We start from the raw sequence: 17,379 nt of genomic DNA, 5'->3' as shown, positions 1-17,379 counted from the left end.
CCGTAGGTGGTGCGGACCACGCTGTCCGCGTAGGAAAGAGCCTAGGCAAGGGATGTTTCAGCACGTCGACGGGACGTTTCAGCTTTGTATCGTTGTTCTCACGCAGCCCTCTGCGCAGCCGTGCGCCGTGGCGTACTGCCGGTGCACGCCTCAGTTCCGCCGGTTGGTCCGTGCGGTGGCCGGAGCTGCCCAGGGGTCCTCGGGCCACGGATGCCGGGGGTACCTGCCCCGCATCTCGGCCCTGACCTGGGCATACGGCCCGGACCAGAACGAGGTGAGGTCATCGGTGACAGCCAGCGGCCGGCGTGCCGGGGACAGCAGATGGAACAGGACCGGAACCCGCCCGCCGGCCAGGCGCGGGGACTCGGCCAGCCCGAAGCACTCCTGCAGCTTCACGGCCACCACAGGCCGGGTGGTTTCTTCGCCGGGGACCGGGTAGGCCACCCGGATCCTTGAACCGCTGGGGACTTCAAGCCATTCGGGCGCCAGCTCATCGAACCGTGCCGCGTCCGGCCAGGGCAGCAGGTTCCGCAGCGGCCCGGCCAGGTCGACGCGCGCGACGGCGGCCCCTTCCGCGAGTGCCTGGAGTTCCGGTCCGAGCCACTCGTCGAGGCGCTGCAGGAGCGCACCGTCCGAAACATCGGGCCACGGTCCGCCCAGCTCTCGGTGCAGGAGGGCGAGGCGCCCGCGAAGGTCCCGTGCCGCCGGCGACCATTCCAGCAGGGCGAGCCCTTCCCGGTGCAGGGCCGCGCTGACCGCCGCACGGCCCGACTCCGGCGTGGGCCGGACGGGAGTCTCTGCCAGCACGATGGCACCAAGGCGCCGGACCTTCCGTGCCGTGACCCGCCCCTGCCGGAACTCTGCCTCAATGGCCTCGGCCAGGAGGTGGCTGGCGGCGTGCCCGGCCTGCGCTGCGGTGAGCGGCGCCGCCGACCTGATCACTGCCCCGGTGCCCGCGGCATCCCGCCCACCGGCCCTCGACACTTCCGCGACTGCGAGCCACTCATGGCCGCCCAGTGAACTGCCCGCCGGCAACCCGGCCCTGGTCCCGGAGCTCAGCAGGTAGCGGGCAGGTCCGTCGCCGGGCACCAGGCGTGCCACCCGGTCCGGGTATGCCATCGCAACGACTGCGCCCGGCGCCTCGCCGGTGGCGGGGCCGGTGCGTCCGTCCGCGTTGCGTCCTGCAGCATTGGGCCCGTGCCGGCGGGCAAGTGCTTCCAGGCGCCGGGCCTCCTCCTGCCACCGCCGCTGGGCCGGCCCCGCCTCCGTACGCAACCTGCCAAGCAGCCGCGGCAGGTCGGCGTCGGGCGCCCGCTGGTCCCCGGCAATGGCCGCCACCACTTCGGCGGCTGCCTGCGCACCCACGTCCGCGGCGCCGTCGAGCAGGGCGCGGGCCAGACGCGGATCTGCCGGGATCTCCGCGAGGACCCGGCCGGCGGCGGTGGCATGACCGTCCGGGGTGACGGCGCCGAGCTCGCGCAACACTTCCATGGCCTCGTCCATGGCCTGCCGCGGCGGCGCGTCCGGCAACGCCAGGCCCTGGCCCCCGGGGGAACCCCAGCAGGCCAGGGTCAGGGCGGCGCCGGCCAGGTCCGCCACCCTGATCTCCGGGGTGGCATGCGAGGGCGCCGCGCCGAACGCCTGCTGGCTGTAGCAGCGGACCACGGTTCCGGGGCCCTGCCGCGCGGCACGCCCCGCCCGCTGGTCCGCTGAGGCGCGTGCGCAGGACACTGTCACCAGGCCGGCCATGCCGCGGGCAGCGTCTCGCCGGGGTTCCCTGGCCAGTCCTGAGTCGATCACCAGGCGGACGCCGGGTACTGTCAGCGACGATTCGGCAAGGTCCGTGGACACGATGATCCTTGGTTTGCCGCCCGGCAGGCGGCCCGAGACTGCCCTGTCCTGTTCGGCAGGGCTGACCTGGCCGTGGAGTTCGAGGACGTCCATGGCGGCGCCCAGGCGATGCCGCAGTCCGGCCGCCACGTGGGCCACCTCCCGGGCGCCGGGAAGGAAGACCAGGGCGTCGGACGAAGGGGCGGTGCGCAGGGCCCGCTCCTGGGCTTCTGCTGCGGTGGTGGCGACGTGGTCAAGGAAGGCGTGCGTCACGCCGCGGTCATCCAGCCTGGAGACGGTGGCCGGATGCCAGCGGATCTCCAGGGCGTGGAGGACCGACGGCGAGTCCACCACGGGAGCCGGCCGGCCGCCGTCGGGATCCCCCAGCAGCGCCGCGAACCGGGCAGCCTCCACCGTGGCGGACATGGCCACCACCTGCAGGTCGCCGCGCAATTGGCGCACCTCGGCGAGCATTCCCACCAGCAGGTCCGTTTCCAGGCCTCTTTCGTGGACTTCGTCCAGCACGACGGCGGCCACGCCCGTCAGGCCGGGATCGGCCAGCAGGCGGCGCAGCAGGATGCCGGGGGTCACGAACTCGACGAGGGTTTCCGATCCGGCCCGGCGCTCGCCGCGGACGGTGAAACCCACCCTGCCGCCCAGCGGTGTGGCATCCAGGACGGCCAGGCGCCGTGCGGCGGCACGGGCTGCGACGCGGCGCGGCTGGGTCACCACAACCCGGCCCGACCCGCCGGCCAGGTTGGCCATCAGCGGCGGCAGCATGGTGGTCTTGCCGGTGCCGGGAGGCGCCTGGACCACCGCGGCGGCGGACGGGCCGCCGGCGTCGAGCGCCTTCCGGAGTTCGGGGAGGGACCGTGCGAAGGCGAGGTCCGCACCGATGGCGGCGAGGTCAAAGGAATGGATGTCAGGGGTGGCGGATGGGCCGGAGGACAAACTCACCTGTCCATTCTGCCTCCAGCACCGCCACCTGCAGCCCTGCAGCGTGGTCCCGGGGATACTGGTCAGGGTTTGTTGTGGCCCTCGGCTTTGCCCCGTGGTGCTTTAACACCTGGCGGAGGGCCGGGTTGTTGCTGCACGGCCGGCGCGGGTGCCGGCGGGGCAGGAGCAGGAGCAGTTGCTTCGGGCACGGCCACGGTGCCTGCGGAACCGGCTGTTGGCGTGCCGTCCGCGGCCAGGGCAGCGTCCGCTGTGGGTGCTGTCCCGGCGGCAGCGGCGGTGCCGGCCGCCGCAGCCCGGGACTCCAACTGCCCGGTAATGTCCGCCCGCACGGCGCCCAGGGCACTCTCGATGCCGCGCAGCCGCGGGGCGGTGATCCGGCCGTCGAAGGCGGCACGGTCGAGGTCATCCTCCAGCCCCTGCAGGGCAGCCAGTGCGCCCTCAAGCCTGTTTTCCGCAGCCGCCTGGCTGATGCTCAGGACCCGGATCTGGAAGCCCTGCAGGGTGGCCTGATCGGTGCCGCCGGCCTGTTGCCCCTGGTAGACAGCCGCGGAGGCGGCCGTGAGGGCCGCAGCGAGCAGGATGGCGGTACCGCTGCGGAGCAGAGTGGAGCGCGACAGGCGGCGGGGGCGCCGTGCTGGCAGTGACGGGGCTACAGGCAACGGTGCTACGGGCGCCGCTGCGGGGGCTTCACCGCCGGGCAGCAGCTCAGGCAGCATGCCGGCCCCGAAGTGGGGCCAGGGACGCAGCCGGGCGCATCGGCAGGGTGGAAACCCGCGCGGGAACAGGGGCCGCCGCGATATCGGGTTCGGCGGCATCTGCCGCGGCAACAGCCTGCGGGCCGCGGAGGCGCCCGAGGACGCCCTGGATCACTGCGCGCAACAGAACCGCTGCCAACTGCCCGATGCCCACGCCCAGCAACACATGGCCGGCCAGGTACTGTCCGCCCGGCGCCGCACCGCCATAGGGGGCTGACGCGGCAACGGCTGCTCCGCCGGCAGTGAGCATCAGTGACCAGGCAACGCCGAATACTGCGCCCATTGTTCCTGCTTCCATCGTCCGCTAATCAGCACGCTTACGGTAATGCTCAGCAAGCTTACTACTTGGCGGTGCGGATGCAAGAAACCCTGCAGAAACCGGACCAGGACCAGTCGGCGACGCGGCCGGAGACGGCCGCCCACTGCTTCGTCATCCCGAAGCAAAGGTTGTGGTCAGCTGGCGGCTTCGAGCAGGCGGGCCGGCGAAAGTCCGGCGTACCGGCCCTTGAAGAACAGGAGCGGCTCAGCGTCCGTCCGGGCACTCAGGTGCCGCACGCTGGCCACCACAATGGTGTGGTCGCCGCCGTCGTACTCAGCATGAAGTTCGCAATCGATCCAGGCGAGGGCATCGTCAAGGATGGGGTTGCCCAGAGGTGAGGACGTGTGGCTGACCCCCGCGAACTTGTCCGTTCCGGAGCGGGCAAACTGTCCGGCGAGGTGCTGGTGTTCGGCCGGCAGGATGTTCACCGTGAAGGAGCCCGCGTCCCGCAGGACTGGCCACGTGCTGGAGGTTCGGGCGGGGCTGAACGTGACCAGCGCGGGTTCCAGCGACAGGGATGCGAACGACTGGCAGGTAAAGCCGGCCGGCCCTTGCGGAGTCGAGCTGGTAATTACCGTCAGCCCGCTCGCAAAAGTTCCAAAAATATCGCGAAGCCGGCGGGGGGCAAGATCTGATGTGGCTGTCATTATGTGGCCTCTCGTTTGGATCGTTACCTCACCAAACCATTACCCGAATCAATTCGACAAGCACCGCCGCAATGCACTGACGTGCTCCGCAACGCGGCTTCACGCCGGTACCCGGAGCGTCATCTGACGGCAGGGTTACGCCGTTTATGACTCTTTCTTACCGCCCGTTGATCCGCGTGTCCTGCAATTTCGATTTGTTTATTCCGGTTTCGTCCAGGTTCGCGGCACAGGGGCCAACAAAGCTAATTTCCCTTAGAACCGAATTGAAAAATGACTCTCCCGGGAAATTCCTCTTTCCCTTCCTGCCACATTCTTCCCCCCTGCACCCACCCCGAAAGAGATTCCGGCATGACATCAGCAGAACCCGAAGCGCGGCTACGCCCCACCCATCCACAACGGGCTGTGGACTTATTCGTCCTGGAACTGTCCGCCCGCCACCCTGACATTGAGGTGTTGGCGCCCACGCCGGAAACCGGGCCCTACCGTTACGACGCCGCAACGGCGAAAACGGCCGTGCCCGACGCCGGCACAGATCCGGACCTTTTGGCGGCGACGTTTCCGTGCCCCGGCTGGAGGACGCGGCGGCCCGGCTGGGACGGGCGCTGAAGAGCCTCTGAAGTCCGGCCCGGCAGCAACTCCGGGGCCGGGCCTGCGCGGGTCAGCCGGGCTGCGCCCGCAGGTCCAGGGCATCCAGGAGCCGGCGGACGGAGCCGCCGAGGTTCCAGTCGGTGGCGATCCGTTCCAGTTCCGCCCGCCGGTCGCCGGCCACCGGTTCCAGCAGGGCGCCGGCTTCCTCCACGGCAGGCAGCTGCAGGTCCCGCACCAGGCGGACGACGGCGGGGGCTGCTTCGAGGTAGGCGGCCGCGGCGGACAGCCGCGCCCGGACGGGTCCGGACACGCCGCCGTCGGGCGTGTCCGCTGCCGCCAGGAGGGCATCCAGGGTGCCGTACTTGAGCAGCAGGGACGCCGCGGTCTTCTCACCGATGCCGGCAACGCCCGGCAGGCCGTCGGACGCGTCGCCGCGGAGGGTGGCGTAGTCGGCGTACTGCTGCGGCAGGACCTTGTACTTGGCCACGATGGTTTCCTCCGTGCAGACCTCCAGGTTCCGCATTCCGCGCGCCGTGTAGATCACCCGGACCTGCCGTTCGTCGTCGCACACCTGGAAGAGGTCCCGGTCCCCGGTGACGACGTCCACGGGCATGGCCGCGTGCGTGGCGTAGGTGCCGATGACGTCGTCGGCCTCATGCTGCGCTGCCCCCACGATGGCGATGCCGGCAAGCTCCAGGGCCTTTCGGATCATTGGCAGCTGCGCCTCCAGCGCATCGGGTACCACTTCAACGTCGGTGCCGCCGGGCTTGGCCTCGGCCACCCGGTGCGCCTTGTAGGTGGGGACCAGGTCCACGCGCCACTGCGGCCGCCAGTCATCGTCCCAGCAGGCCACCAGGTGGGTGGCGTGGTAGTCCGTGGTGAGCCGGGCGATCATGTCCAGCAGGCCCCGGACCGCGTTGACCGGCGTTCCGTCGGTGCGCCGGATGGTGTCCGGGAGGCCGTAGAAGGCACGGAAGTACAGCGAGGCAGTGTCGAGCAGCATCAGGCGCTGGGGCATACCTGATCCTGCCACGGAACCGCCCGGAATGGTGGCAGCGGCAGGATGCCGCCGCCACCCGGTGCCCTAGAAGGACGGGGCGGTGAAGCCCAGCCCCAGCAACCCCCGGCCGGCCTGTTCCAGGATGGGATCGATGCCCAGGGTGGGATGGCTCAGCAACACGCCGACGTCGCGCTGGATACGCTGCAGGGGATGGCCCAGCCGGTGGGCGCTGCCGCCCGAACCGGCGAGGACCACCCGGACGGCTTCCTGCGCTGCCTCGGCACTCAGGGCGAGCGAGAGCCGGAACCCGGCCCTCTCCCCCTCCGGCAGGCCTGGCGCCTGCAGGCCACCGGGCTCCGGCTGCACCAAGGCCGCCACGGCGGAGAGCCCTGCCTCCAAGTGCTGTTGCGCCGTGGCCAGCAGTCCGGCGGCCCGGGCGTAGCGTGCCTGCGCCAGCGGGGAATCGGCCGGGCGGATTTCGACGCCGTTCTTCACCTTCGGCGCGAGCAGCTGGTCACGGAACAGTTCCACCGCATATTCGGCTGACCCCAGTGCAGCCGCCGGGGCCACCAGGTTCAGCAGTATGGCCATCGGGGTGTGGATCAGGGGCTCGGAATGGATCAGGCTGCCGGGGTTGTCCGCCGCGCTGAGGAGCGCCCAGTCCATCACCCGGTATTCCGGGACGAACAGATCCGCGGCGCGCAGATCGTTGCTGCCGGTGCCGCGGAGCCCGTCCGTGTGCCAGGCATCAACCAGTTCCAGGTCTGCGACGGGAACCAGCGCCTGCAGCCGCTGGCCGTCCTGCTGGACGGCCAGCAGCGCCCACTCCGAATGCATGACGCCGGAGGCAAAGCTCCAGTGGCCTGAGACCGCGTAGCCGCCGGGCACCTTCCGGGCAGCACCGACGGGTGCGCTGGTCGCGGCCGCGAGCGGCATCCCGCCACCGGCGAACACCTCATCCTGAACCCGCTTCGGCCAGCGGGCCAGCATCCAGGCATGCTCGGCGAGATGGCCTGCGGTCCAGGCCGTGGAGGCGCATCCCCGGGCCAGGCGGCGGACTGCCTCGCCGTACGTTTCCGCGCCCAGTCCATAGCCGCCCACCGCGGCAGGTGCCAGGATCCTGAAGACCCCAGCGGCTTCAAGGCTGCCAACCGTGGCATCCGGGAGGCGGCGCAGTCCCTCGGTTTCTTCGGCCGCCGCCCGAAGGGCAGGCACCAAAGCCGCCGCACGGTCGAGCATTTCCTCGTGGCTTGGCACCTCGCCGGCGCCCTTCGCCATGCTGGGTACGACGGCGGGTTCGGCACCTGTGCCGCGGCCCGGTCCAACGCGCGGGTCACGATCCAGGTCCAGGGTATGGGCGGTACGGTCACGTTTGGCGGCCAGGTAGCGGCTGTTCGCGGCGGACAGGTGGACACCCGTGGGAACCTTTTCGCCGACGCCAATGCCAAAGGCGGTCAGCTGCTCGGCTTTGTCCGGGTTGTTGCTCAGGAGCCGGATGCTGGTGGCGCCCAGCGCTTCGAGCATTTGTGCTGCGGCGGAGTAGTCCCGCTCGTCCTCACCGTGGCCCAGCGCGAGGTTGGCATCGTAGGTATCAAGGCCCTGGTCCTGCAGGGCGTAGGCATCGAGCTTCGAGTACAGGCCGATGCCGCGGCCCTCCTGCCGGAGATAGAGGAGGAAGCCGCCGGCGCCCGTGATGGTTTCGGCAGCTTCCCGCAGCTGCGGGCCGCAGTCGCAGCGCTCGCTGCCGAACACATCGCCGGTCATGCATTCGCTGTGGAGGCGGACCATCGGTTCCCCGCTGAGGAGAGCCTGCTCCCAGGGCCCAAGAGCCAGCAGCAGGTGTTCCTTGCCGTCCGCCAGGCCGTGGAAGGTGAGGATCTCCGCCGTCGTGGAATAGCCGTCCGGGAAACGAAGCGGGACGGTGACGCGGCTGCGGACGGTGGCCGCGGGGAAGGCGGCGTGCGGGAGCAGGGCGTGGGCAACAGCAGTCATCGGGGGTCCTCGGCTATCGGAAAAGGAAATACTTGAAGCTTGAACTAAATCTTACGTCTCGTTAGTTCAATGTTCAAGCATTTGCGACTTCCGGTGACACTCTTTCCTGCAGCGTGCTCCGATCACCTGCTGCCGGGCGGGCCGGTGAGCACCGTGGGAACGTACTCCAGCAACTGCAGCCGCCCGTCAAAGGTCCTGCTCTGCACCATCTCAAGCATCACGTCGGGATAACCGTCGTAGATCCTTTCCCGGCCGCTGGCGCCGGTGATTACCGGGAAGACAACCAGCCGGAAACGGTCCACCAGGCCCGCAGCCAGCAATGACCGGGTCAGTTTCAGGCTGCCGAGGGTGCTCAGCGGTCCTGTTGCGGTCCGTTTCAACTCGCGGACTGCCTCCACAGCGTCCCCGGTGACCAGGGTGGAGTTCGGCCAGTCCAGGGGCGCCTGCAGCGTGGACGAGAACACTATCTTGGGCACGGCGGCCAGGCCGGTGAGGCTGGCGCCCTCCTCCGCGGAGAAACCGGTGCGGTCGACCGCTGCCTGGGCAGACATGCCGTACATCAGCCGGTACGTGTTGGCCCCCAGCAGGAAGGTGTAGTTCTTTGCCGCCTCTTCGTCCAGCCACGCCAGGTACTCCGGCCCTTCCAGTCCCCACCAGCCGGGCCACCCCTCGGCGGAGGCATACCCGTCCAGCGAGATGATGAGGTCCACCATCAGGGTTGCTGGTGACGTTTCAGCAGGTGTGGCGCCCATAGCCGGCTCCTTGGACTGATCGGCGTGGATGTGGCCGCCATGTTATGCCCGAAGGGGAGCCGGTTCAAGGGTCCGCGTTGACTCATAAAAAACCTCCGCGTAGCGGGATACGTTGCCTCACATCAAAAGCTCCGGGAAGGTCGGCCGCGGACATCCTTGAGGGATGGGATTGACGATGGGTGAACGCAAGTCCGTCACGAAGCACCTGGCCGAGTCCTACCGGGCTGGTGACCGGGCCAGGAAAGGGCGGATCCTGGATGAGCTGGTCGAGTTGACCGGCTGGCACCGGGATCATGCCCGGGCGGTCTTGCGGCATGCGCTTGATCCGCCGCGGCCCCGGCCGGTCAGGCCGGGTCGTGCCCCGGTTTACGGGGCTGATCTGCAGGACAGACTCGTGTTTTGCTGGGCGGTGCTACGGGCCCCGGCGGGGAAGCTGCTGGCTCCGATGCTGCCGGATCTCGTGCCGATGCTGCGGGCCGAGAAGGCCCTGGACATTACCGATGGGCAGGCGATGCTGCTGGCCCGCATGAGCGCGGCGACCATCGACCGGCGACTGGCGGGGCAGCGGGCGAAGCTTTTGCCGCATGGCCGTGCCCATACCAAGCCTGGATCGTTGCTGAAGTCCCAGATCCCGGTCCGCACCTGGGCCGAGTGGGACGGCGCGGTGCCGGGTTTTGTCGAGATCGATCCGGTCGGCCACGACGGTTCGAACAGTTCCGGTCAGTTCTGCTTCACGCTCACGGTCACGGATATTGCGACCTGCTGGACTGTGAACCGGTCCGTGCCGAACAAGGCACAGAAACACGTCTTCGCGGCCCTGCAGCACGTCCTGGCTGTCTTTCCGTTTCCCGTCATCGGCATCGATTCGGATAACGGCAGTGAGTTCATCAACAACGAGCTCTTCGAGTTCTGCCTCCAGCACCGGATCACTTTCACCCGGTCCCGTGCCGGGAACAAAAACGACGGCGCCCACGTCGAGCAGAAGAACTGGTCCCGGGTCCGTGAGCTCGTCGGCTACCTGCGCTATGACACCGCCGCGGAACTGGAACTGCTCAACGAGATCTGGGAACTGGACCGGGTGTTCACCAACTACCTGCTGCCGCAGCAAAAACTCATCACCAAGGTCCGCCACGGAGCCAAGGTCAGCAAAACCCATGACCGGGCAGCGACCCCGCACCGGCGCGCTGCCACCGACCCGGCCCTGTCGCGGATGCCCGTGATTCGGATGAACGCCCACTACAAGAAGATCAGGCCAGCAGCCCTCTCACGGCAGATTCTTGCCCTCACCGGCCGGCTTGAAACCATCGCCACCGCCAAACAGCCCACCCCCGCCAAACCCGCCGTAAACGCCCAGTGGAACCGCCGCGACAACCGGAGCTTTTCATCTGAGGCAACGACTCAACCTTCCCGGAGGTATTGCCATGAGGCAACAGGGGGTCCGCCCCTTTTGCCGGCCTGCGCGAGGCGTAGCGTCTATTCCGCCGGGAGACCGTCGTCCCCGTCAAAGGAGCGGACATGGCTGGATGGAACACAGACACAGCGGCGGGGCCGGTGGGGGCGGGGACCGTCACCCTGGTGGAAGGCTCATCATTCTGCATCTCTGCCGCCAACGGCGATATCCGCCCGGAGCTTCCGCACGGGATGTTCCACGAAGATACCCGCATCCTTTCCGGGTGGACCCTGGCGACCTCTTTGAGGTGAAGGAGGCCAGGGTCCAGCGGCGGTGGCAGGAGGCACGCGGGGCCGACGGCGATTCCCTCATCATCAGCGCCACCTGGCAGGACCTCCGCAAGGCTGTCCTGGTGCGGGGGCGCGGCGGCGTTGCCACCGCGGACGGGTTGACCTACCAGTCCGTGGTCCCGGGACATGGCCTGTGGACCACCCGGCTGAGTGTCGCCCCCACCGGCAGGCAGGACATCCGGCGGCCGGTTGCCGGAGTTGTTTTGCGGCTTCAGCCGGGAGCAGGTGGCCGAACCGGTTCTGTACCCCACCGCCTGTTCGCCGCAGGCCTGGGCGGCCACCACTCCGATCATGCTGATCACCAGCCTGATGCGGTACGACGCCCACGTCTCCCGCGGCGGGTTTTGGATGGACCCGGCACTGCCCGAATCCTATGGAAACCTGCACATCACCAACGTGCCCCTGGCCGGCGGCCGGATCACGATCGACATCACAGAATCCGAACCCACCGTCCAGGGCCTGCCGGAGGGCCTCACGTTCCACCGCAAGCACCGCCCCTGGCTGACCGAGCTCATTTCGGAGGCGGGCCTGGACACCCGGAGCGGCCCGGAGCCTCATCAGTTGAACGGCACGGCCCCGAACAGCGGAGACTAGCCGGCCACAAGCGTGAGGCCCGGTTTAGAGGGCCCAATCGGTGTCGCTGTAGGAGCTGCGGACGTGGGCGCGGAGGTACTCTCCCACCACTGCGGCGCCCAGGCCGCCGACGTCCGGCGCCACCACCCGCGCGTCGATCCGGCGGGCCATCCGCTGCACGAAGCGTTCCAGCCCCGGGTCGTCACCGAGACGAAAGAAAGTGGCCTGCACGCCAGAGCGCCCCAGCCGGTCCAGCTCGGCGACTGTGACGCGGATGGTTTCGGTGTCCGGCGGCCAGTTGAACCACGAGTCGCCGTCCGGGAGCAGGTGTGCCGTCGGCTCGCCGTCGGTCACCACCAGCAGGACGTGCTGCATGGACGGGTGCCGGCGGAAGAAGCGCCCGGCCAGCAGCAGCCCGTGGTGCAGGTTCGTCCCTTGCTCCCGCAGTGCCGGCAGTGCAGTGAGTTCCCCGATGTCCATGGACTGCGCATAGCGTCCGAACGTGACCAGCTGCAGCCGGTCGCCGCGGAACCGGGTGGAGATCAGGTGGTGCAGTGCCAGGGCCGTCCGTTTCATCGGCACCCACCGCCCCTCGGCGGCCATGGAGAAGGACACGTCAACCAGGAGCACCACGGCGGCCTGGCTGCGGGCTTCGGTTTCGGCCACCTCGATGTCTTCGGGGGTGAGCCGGAGTTCCCGGGCCGGGTTCCCGCCGTCGGACATGGTGCGCTGGATCGCGTTGGTCATGGTGCGGGTGACGTCCCAGGGTTCCGCATCCCCGAACTCCCATGGACGGCTGGAGCCGGTCTGCTCTCCGGCCGCACCGGCCAGGCGGGTGTCCCGCTGCCCCTGCCGCCCGGACAGCTGCCGTGCGGTGTCCTGCAGCAGGGACTTGCCGAGCCGCCGCATAGCCTGTGGTGACAGGCGGAGGTCGCCATCGGGCCCCCGGCGCAGGTAGCCGCCGTCTTCCATGGCCCGTTCGATCTCGGCCAGGGTGCGGGCGCTGACGGCGGCGTCGGGCCCCAGCTGGCGGCTGAGGGCGTCGAGGTCAAGGTCGTCCAGGCGTGAGCCGTTGTAGGACTGCGACAGCTGTTCCGACAATCCGTCCAGCTCGGCCAGGTCCTGCAGGACTCCAGTGCCATGCCCCAGGCCCAGGCCTTCCTGCCCGTCGAAGGTCTCCGAACCGTTCCAGTCTTCGCCGGGCCGCAGCGCCTGGAGGTTTTCGTCGAGTTCGTTGAGCTGGTCCATCAGCCCGGCCGAGCCGAAGGCCTGGGCGGAGAGGCGCATCAGCTCTTCGCGCTGCTCCGCTGACATGGACTGCAGGAGCCGCTGTGCGGCGGCGGACCGCTTGGCCAGCGCGTCCACCAGCTCTTCGACCGACTGCGGGTTTTCGGGAAAGTGCTGCCCGTGCTTTGCCATGAACTCCTGGAAGTCCGCCGCGGTGTCCTCGCCCCGGCGGTGCTTGCCCAGGAGTCCGTTCAGGTCGCGGAGCATGCCGTGGACGGCTTCACGGTCCTCGTCGGTGGCGTTCTGCAGGGCCTGTTTCATGCCGGCGAACCGCTGGTCCAGGATTTCGCGTCCCAGGAGGTCCTTGATGCGTTCGTACGCCTCCCGGGCGGTGCCCGACTGCCAGTCGTAGGAGGCGAGTTCGTTGACCGCTGCCGCCGTGGACGGCGGCAGGTTCTGCAGCTGCATCTCCCGGATGGCGCGGTCGGTGTTGTCCATCATGGCGTCCCTGGCCAGCTGCTTGCGCTCTTCCAGGACGGCAGTGTCCAGCAGTTTGCGGACCTCATCGAGCGTGCCGTCCAGCCGGTGCCGGCTCAGCAGGTCCTTGCGCCGTTCCTGCACGCGGCGGGCCAGGTTGTCCAGGCCGTCCCGGTTCCGGCCGCCGCGCCGGAGGAACTCCTGCAGGGCGTGGCGGGGCGAGTAACCGTCCATTACGTCTTCGGCCACGGCGTCGAGTGCCTCGGCGAGGTCAACGGGCGGGGCCAGCGGGTCCGGTCCGCCGGTGTACCGGCCGTACCGTGACCTGTCGTGAAGGGTCATGCTGCCTCCTGTTGTGGCTGCGGGCCTGCGGTCAGCCGTAGACCGTTTCTTCGTCGTCGGCCTCTTTGGAGATCCGCCGGCCCAGGTACAGCCCTTCGAGGGCCAGTTCGACGGCGGCGGCGCGCTGTCCGTCGTTCTGCGCACCCATGCGCTTGCCAATCAGGTCGTACAAACCCGATCCGTTCAGCGAAGGGAGGTTGCGCAGGAACTCCTTCGCAGTTACCTGCCCGCCGGTGGTCACTGTCCTGTGGCCGTCGAAGGCTGCCACGAGCGGGCCCATGTCGATGCCCTGGAAGTGGGCCCTGACGGCTTCGGCGGTGGCAGTGCGCAGGAGGTGGTCGAGGATGCCCTGTTCGCGGCCTTCCTCCCCGGATTCAAATTCCAGCTTGCCGCTGAGGACTTCCACTGCCGGTTCCAGGTCGATGATCCGGGCAACGGCCTCGTCCTCGCCGCGGAGGCTGGCCCTGCGCAGGGCCGCGGCGGCCACCGTCTCCGCGCCGGCTATGGCGAACCGCGCGGAGACCCCGGACGTCTGGTTGATGGCCGGTGAATGCCGCAGCGCGCGGGTGTACCGGGCGAGGATCTCCAGGATGACGGCGGGTACGTCGGCTACGAGCCGCCCTTCCTGACGGATGACGGCAACCTCGTCCTCCAGCTCGATGGGGTAATGGGTACGGATCTCGGCGCCGAAGCGGTCCTTCAGCGGGGTGATGATCCGGCCGCGGTTGGTGTAGTCCTCGGGGTTCGCCGATGCCACCACCAGGACGTCCAGTGGCAGCCGCAGCACGTAGCCGCGGATCTGGATGTCCCGTTCCTCCATCACGTTGAGCATGGCCACCTGGATCCGCTCGGCAAGGTCGGGAAGTTCGTTGATGGCGATGATGCCGCGGTTGGAGCGCGGAATCAGTCCGTAGTGGATGGTTTCGGGGTCGCCCAGGCGGCGGCCCTCGGCCACCCGCATGGGGTCCACGTCGCCGATGAGGTCCGCCACGGAGGTGTCCGGGGTGGCGAGCTTCTCCACGTACCGCTCCGAGCGGTGCCGCCAGCCAACCCGCAGCCGGTCCCCCTCCGAGGCGGCAAGGGCCCGCGAGGCTTCCGTGATCGGTTCGTAGGGGTGTTCGTTCAGCTCTGAGCCGTCGATGACAGGTGACCATTCGTCGAGCAGCCCGGCCAGCGTGCGCAGCACCCGGGTCTTGCCCTGGCCCCGTTCGCCCAGCAGCACCAGGTCATGCCCGGCGATCAGCGCCCGCTCCAGTTGGGGCAGGACGGTCCGGCCGAACCCGTAAAGCCCGGGCCAGGGGTCCCGCCCGTCCGCGAGCGCGGCCAGCAGGTTGTCTCGGATTTCGTGGCGCAGGTCCTTGAGGACATGACCCGCGGCGCGCAGTTCGCCAACAGTGGAGATTTCGGGACGGTCAGTCACCCCTCTACGGTAATCCCCGTCCTCCCCCTAATCGAGGGATTCCAGCATATTCGCGGCCAGGGACGCGTTTCGGCGTGTTGCGCTCTGGCCCTCTGGACTGTGGGCGGTGGCCGGACCGTTCAGCCCGGCCACCACGTCCTAGGCCTGGTGCGGAACCACCACGGCGCGGGCACTCAGCTGCCCGTCCGCCAGCTTCCGGTATGCGGTGAGTCCGTCCGCCAGGGAAAATGTTTCGATTTCCGGGATGATCTGACCTGCCCGGTACATATCCACCACTTCGTGGAGTTCCTCAATGGTTCCCCAATAGGTGTTGGTGATGGTGGACTCGTAGGGGGTGTTGAAGAACGTCCATTCGTGTACGCCGCCGGCAATCCCGACAACGGTCAGCCGCCCGCCGACGGCCATCGAACCGGTGGCGGTGGCGATCGTCGGGGTGACACCGACGAAGTCGAAGGCGGCGTCCACGCCGCGGCCGCCGGTGATTTCCCGGATCCGCGCCACCTGGTCCGGGCCGCCGGGAACCGTGATGGCCCCTGCGGCTTCCGCCTTGGCCATCGCCTCGGGCTTCATGTCCGTGGCAATGACAGTAGCCCCGGTCAGGGCCTTAAGGATCTGGACGGCGATCTGTCCCAGGCCGCCGAGCCCCACCACCAGCGCATAGCGCCCGCCGCCGTTCAGGTGCGGCAGTGCGGTCTTGATGGCGTGGTACGGAGTCAGGGCGGCGTCGGCCAGCGGTGCCGCCGCGATGGGATCCGCATCGCCGAGCGGGATCAGGTTGCGCACGGGGACCGTGACGTACTCAGCCATGCCCCCGTCGCGGCCCAGGCCGATGCCCAGGCAGGGGTTGGTTGCAGCGTTCTCGCAGTAGGTGTCCTGGCCGCGGGAACAGGCCTTGCAGTGGCCGCAGCCGATGGGACCGTAGACCAGGTAGGCGGCACCCACCTCAATGCCGTCCACACCCGCGCCCAGTTCCTCCACCCACCCCGAGTTCTCGTGGCCCAGCACGAAGCCCTTGGTCATGTTTCCGGGAACTTCGGCCGTGAAGTCCTCGAAGATGCTGACGTCAGAGTGGCAGGCTCCGGCCCCGGCCACCTTCAGCAGCACCTCGCCTGGACCGGGTGCGGGCCGGTCCACGTCCTCGAGTGCGGGAAACTGCTGCCATTCCTTGAATACGATCGCGCGCATGCGATGCCCTTCCTGTTTTTGCTGCATGGTGTTTGGTTGGATGCCCGGAAATGGTCCGGTCAGCGGGCGGTGTAGCCGCCGTCGACCACCAGTTCGGACCCGGTCATGAACGCGGCATCATCGCTGGCGGCGAAGAGAATGACGGCTGCAACGTCCTCGGGACGGCCCAGCCGGGCCATGGGCGTGGTGTCCGTCAGGAGTTTCCGGTCCGTGTCACCGAGGATCGGGGTATCGATGAAGCCGGGGTGGACGGAGTTCACGCGGATTCCCTGGGTGGCCCAGCCGAGTGCGGTGTTCTTGGTCAGGGTGCGGACGGCGCCCTTAGCCGCCGCGTACGCGGGAGAGGTTCCAAAGCCACCCACGATGCCGAACATGGAGGACACGTTGACCACGGCACCGTTGCCGGACGCCTTCAGGGCTTCCGCTGCGGCCTTCTCGCCGAGGAATACGCTGGTCTGCGTCACGGCCACCACCTTGGCATACGTCTCAACGCTGGTGTCTTCGATGGCCTGGTTGTCGCCGATGCCCGCGTTGTTGACCAGTACGTCGAGCCGGCCGAATTCCTCGAGGGCAAAGGCCACGACGCCGGCCCAGCCGGACTCGCTGGTCACGTCCAGGTGGAAGGCCCGCGCATGCCCGCCGGCGGCGCCGATCTCTGCGGCCACCTGGGCAGCCAGTTCGTCCTGGATGTCCGCAACCACCACGGACCCGCCTTCGCCGGCAAAGCGGACGGCAGTTGCCCGGCCGATGCCGCTGGCTCCTCCGGTGATGATGGCGACTCGTCCGTCAAAACGGGACATGGGTGCTTCCTTTCCACAGCGGGCCGGGTTGTCAACGCAGCGGCCCAAAACATTTATCCAACATGTGTTGGATAGTTAGAACGGTACGCTCGACGTGGCGGTTTATCCACCGCTGGCGGCCAAGATCACCCGGGAGTGTGACCTGCATGACATCACCACCGAAGCAGGACCCCGAAACACCTGCGCTTCGCGATCCGCGGGCTCTTCGCAGCCGGGAAAAGCTGGCCACGGCCATCCTGGACCTTGCCGGGGAGAACGACGCCGGAGCGCTCGCTGCGGGGCAGGTCGCAGCCGCCGCCGGGGTCAACAGGTCCACCTTCTACCAGCACGCAGCATCCCCGGCAGCCCTGCTGCGAAAGGTCCTTTCCGACGAACTGGACGTGCTCCGAGGGCAACACCTCGGCGCGGCCGGCGGCGACATCGGCCCGGCCATAGGCGCGGTCACGGCCGACGTGGTCCGGCACTTGGACCGGCACCGCGCCATCTACCGCCGGGGACTGGTCACCGACGCCGGATCCGGCGGCCTCCATGCCATGCTCGGAGCGCACTTCGAAAGTTCCGTCCGCCTGCTGCTCGAACGGCGCGCCATTGCGGTACCGGCACCGGGCGGCAGGGAAGTCCCGCAGCCCATGGTCGCCCGGTTCATCGCCTACGGCGTGGTGGGCGCATTGGAGTCCCGGCTGGTGGAGGCCTCGCCCCGCCCGGTGGACGAATTCCTGGCGGACCTCCGCGAGCTGCTTCCCGAGTGGTGGCCCATCGGCTGAGCGTGCACCGC

The 17,379-nt window shown here is 68.8% G+C and carries 14 protein-coding genes and 2 pseudogenes; 5 read left to right on the top strand and 11 right to left on the bottom strand.

The annotated features are described in order from the left end of the window. Positions 1-150: 150 nt before the first annotated feature. The 4 genes from hrpB to ACP3TD_RS09855 form a co-directional block, all read right to left on the bottom strand. Positions 151-2,781 carry an ATP-dependent helicase HrpB gene (gene hrpB / locus ACP3TD_RS09870; RefSeq protein WP_426767187.1) on the bottom strand — a complete coding sequence of 877 codons (2,631 nt, stop codon included), beginning with the start codon at positions 2,779-2,781 and terminating at the stop codon, positions 151-153. A 68-nt stretch (positions 2,782-2,849) separates the two neighbouring features. Further along, on the bottom strand, positions 2,850-3,503 hold the full coding sequence (locus ACP3TD_RS09865; RefSeq protein ID WP_426762684.1) for a hypothetical protein: 654 nt from the start codon (positions 3,501-3,503) through the stop codon (positions 2,850-2,852). After that, a complete protein-coding gene (locus ACP3TD_RS09860; RefSeq protein ID WP_426762683.1) occupies positions 3,493-3,825 on the bottom strand; it encodes a hypothetical protein in 333 nt (110 codons plus the stop codon). The genes ACP3TD_RS09865 and ACP3TD_RS09860 overlap by 11 nt, the downstream gene beginning before the upstream one ends. 170 nt (positions 3,826-3,995) lie before the next feature. Next, positions 3,996-4,508, bottom strand: a complete 513-nt coding sequence (locus ACP3TD_RS09855) for a flavin reductase family protein (RefSeq protein WP_091719967.1) — start codon at positions 4,506-4,508, stop codon at positions 3,996-3,998. Between the two features lie 348 nt (positions 4,509-4,856). Here ACP3TD_RS09855 and ACP3TD_RS09850 point away from each other — a divergent pair, with 348 nt between their 5' ends. Then, complete coding sequence (locus tag ACP3TD_RS09850; protein ID WP_426762680.1) at positions 4,857-5,114, top strand: hypothetical protein; 258 nt, start codon at positions 4,857-4,859, stop codon at positions 5,112-5,114. Between the two features lie 52 nt (positions 5,115-5,166). Here the strand turns inward: ACP3TD_RS09850 and ACP3TD_RS09845 are convergent, their stop codons facing one another. The 3 genes from ACP3TD_RS09845 to ACP3TD_RS09835 all read right to left on the bottom strand — a co-directional run bounded on the left by ACP3TD_RS09845 (position 5,167) and on the right by ACP3TD_RS09835 (position 8,840). Next, entirely contained in the window at positions 5,167-6,114 is a 948-nt protein-coding gene (locus tag ACP3TD_RS09845; protein ID WP_426762678.1) for a 5'-3' exonuclease, read from the bottom strand. A gap of 66 nt (positions 6,115-6,180) precedes the next feature. Then, positions 6,181-8,088, bottom strand: a complete 1,908-nt coding sequence (ribA, locus tag ACP3TD_RS09840) for a GTP cyclohydrolase II RibA (RefSeq protein WP_426762676.1) — start codon at positions 8,086-8,088, stop codon at positions 6,181-6,183. A 122-nt stretch (positions 8,089-8,210) separates the two neighbouring features. Further along, positions 8,211-8,840, bottom strand: coding sequence for a dihydrofolate reductase family protein (locus tag ACP3TD_RS09835; protein ID WP_426762674.1), 630 nt, complete (start codon positions 8,838-8,840; stop codon positions 8,211-8,213). A gap of 163 nt (positions 8,841-9,003) precedes the next feature. Between ACP3TD_RS09835 and ACP3TD_RS09830 the strand changes: the two are divergent. The 3 genes and pseudogenes from ACP3TD_RS09830 to ACP3TD_RS09820 all read left to right on the top strand — a co-directional run. Further along, positions 9,004-9,783 (top strand): annotated as a pseudogene (locus ACP3TD_RS09830) (integrase catalytic domain-containing protein); the annotation flags it as partial. Between the two features lie 572 nt (positions 9,784-10,355). Continuing rightward, on the top strand, positions 10,356-10,541 hold the full coding sequence (locus ACP3TD_RS09825) for a glycogen debranching N-terminal domain-containing protein (RefSeq protein ID WP_426762672.1): 186 nt from the start codon (positions 10,356-10,358) through the stop codon (positions 10,539-10,541). Positions 10,542-10,745: 204 nt separating this feature from the next. Next, positions 10,746-11,174 (top strand): annotated as a pseudogene (locus ACP3TD_RS09820) (glycogen debranching N-terminal domain-containing protein); the annotation flags it as partial. A 24-nt stretch (positions 11,175-11,198) separates the two neighbouring features. On the opposite strand, the gene ACP3TD_RS09815 reads toward ACP3TD_RS09820, so the two are convergent. From ACP3TD_RS09815 to ACP3TD_RS09800, 4 genes are all read right to left on the bottom strand, one after another. Further along, complete coding sequence (locus tag ACP3TD_RS09815; protein ID WP_426762670.1) at positions 11,199-13,199, bottom strand: vWA domain-containing protein; 2,001 nt, start codon at positions 13,197-13,199, stop codon at positions 11,199-11,201. 31 nt (positions 13,200-13,230) lie between these two features. Beyond that, a complete protein-coding gene (locus ACP3TD_RS09810; RefSeq protein WP_426762669.1) occupies positions 13,231-14,619 on the bottom strand; it encodes a sigma 54-interacting transcriptional regulator in 1,389 nt (462 codons plus the stop codon). 138 nt (positions 14,620-14,757) lie between these two features. Beyond that, positions 14,758-15,804 carry an NAD(P)-dependent alcohol dehydrogenase gene (locus ACP3TD_RS09805; RefSeq protein WP_426762667.1) on the bottom strand — a complete coding sequence of 349 codons (1,047 nt, stop codon included), beginning with the start codon at positions 15,802-15,804 and terminating at the stop codon, positions 14,758-14,760. A 59-nt stretch (positions 15,805-15,863) separates the two neighbouring features. Beyond that, positions 15,864-16,604: an SDR family NAD(P)-dependent oxidoreductase gene (locus tag ACP3TD_RS09800; protein WP_426762666.1), complete on the bottom strand. Its 741-nt coding sequence runs from the start codon at positions 16,602-16,604 to the stop codon at positions 15,864-15,866. Between the two features lie 146 nt (positions 16,605-16,750). Between ACP3TD_RS09800 and ACP3TD_RS09795 the strand changes: the two genes are divergently transcribed. After that, a complete protein-coding gene (locus tag ACP3TD_RS09795) occupies positions 16,751-17,368 on the top strand; it encodes a TetR family transcriptional regulator (protein WP_426767087.1) in 618 nt (205 codons plus the stop codon). The last annotated feature ends 11 nt before the right edge of the window (positions 17,369-17,379 follow it).

Origin of the sequence: Pseudarthrobacter sp. 1G09 (assembly GCF_050038305.1) — a bacterium.
Lineage (GTDB): Bacteria > Actinomycetota > Actinomycetes > Actinomycetales > Micrococcaceae > Arthrobacter > Arthrobacter equi.
This window is presented reverse-complemented; position numbering and strand designations above follow the sequence as displayed.

Coding starts and splice junctions, on each gene's coding strand:
- ACP3TD_RS09865 (WP_426762684.1), bottom strand. CDS start 3,503: ATGCTGCCTGAGCTGCTGCCCGGCGGTGAAGCCCCCGCAGCGGCGCCC.
- ACP3TD_RS09860 (WP_426762683.1), bottom strand. CDS start 3,825: ATGGGCGCAGTATTCGGCGTTGCCTGGTCACTGATGCTCACTGCCGGC.
- ACP3TD_RS09855 (WP_091719967.1), bottom strand. CDS start 4,508: ATGACAGCCACATCAGATCTTGCCCCCCGCCGGCTTCGCGATATTTTT.
- ACP3TD_RS09850 (WP_426762680.1), top strand. CDS start 4,857: ATGACATCAGCAGAACCCGAAGCGCGGCTACGCCCCACCCATCCACAA.
- ACP3TD_RS09845 (WP_426762678.1), bottom strand. CDS start 6,114: ATGCCCCAGCGCCTGATGCTGCTCGACACTGCCTCGCTGTACTTCCGT.
- ribA (WP_426762676.1), bottom strand. CDS start 8,088: ATGACTGCTGTTGCCCACGCCCTGCTCCCGCACGCCGCCTTCCCCGCG.
- ACP3TD_RS09835 (WP_426762674.1), bottom strand. CDS start 8,840: ATGGGCGCCACACCTGCTGAAACGTCACCAGCAACCCTGATGGTGGAC.
- ACP3TD_RS09825 (WP_426762672.1), top strand. CDS start 10,356: ATGGCTGGATGGAACACAGACACAGCGGCGGGGCCGGTGGGGGCGGGG.
- ACP3TD_RS09815 (WP_426762670.1), bottom strand. CDS start 13,199: ATGACCCTTCACGACAGGTCACGGTACGGCCGGTACACCGGCGGACCG.
- ACP3TD_RS09805 (WP_426762667.1), bottom strand. CDS start 15,804: ATGCGCGCGATCGTATTCAAGGAATGGCAGCAGTTTCCCGCACTCGAG.
- ACP3TD_RS09800 (WP_426762666.1), bottom strand. CDS start 16,604: ATGTCCCGTTTTGACGGACGAGTCGCCATCATCACCGGAGGAGCCAGC.
- ACP3TD_RS09795 (WP_426767087.1), top strand. CDS start 16,751: ATGACATCACCACCGAAGCAGGACCCCGAAACACCTGCGCTTCGCGAT.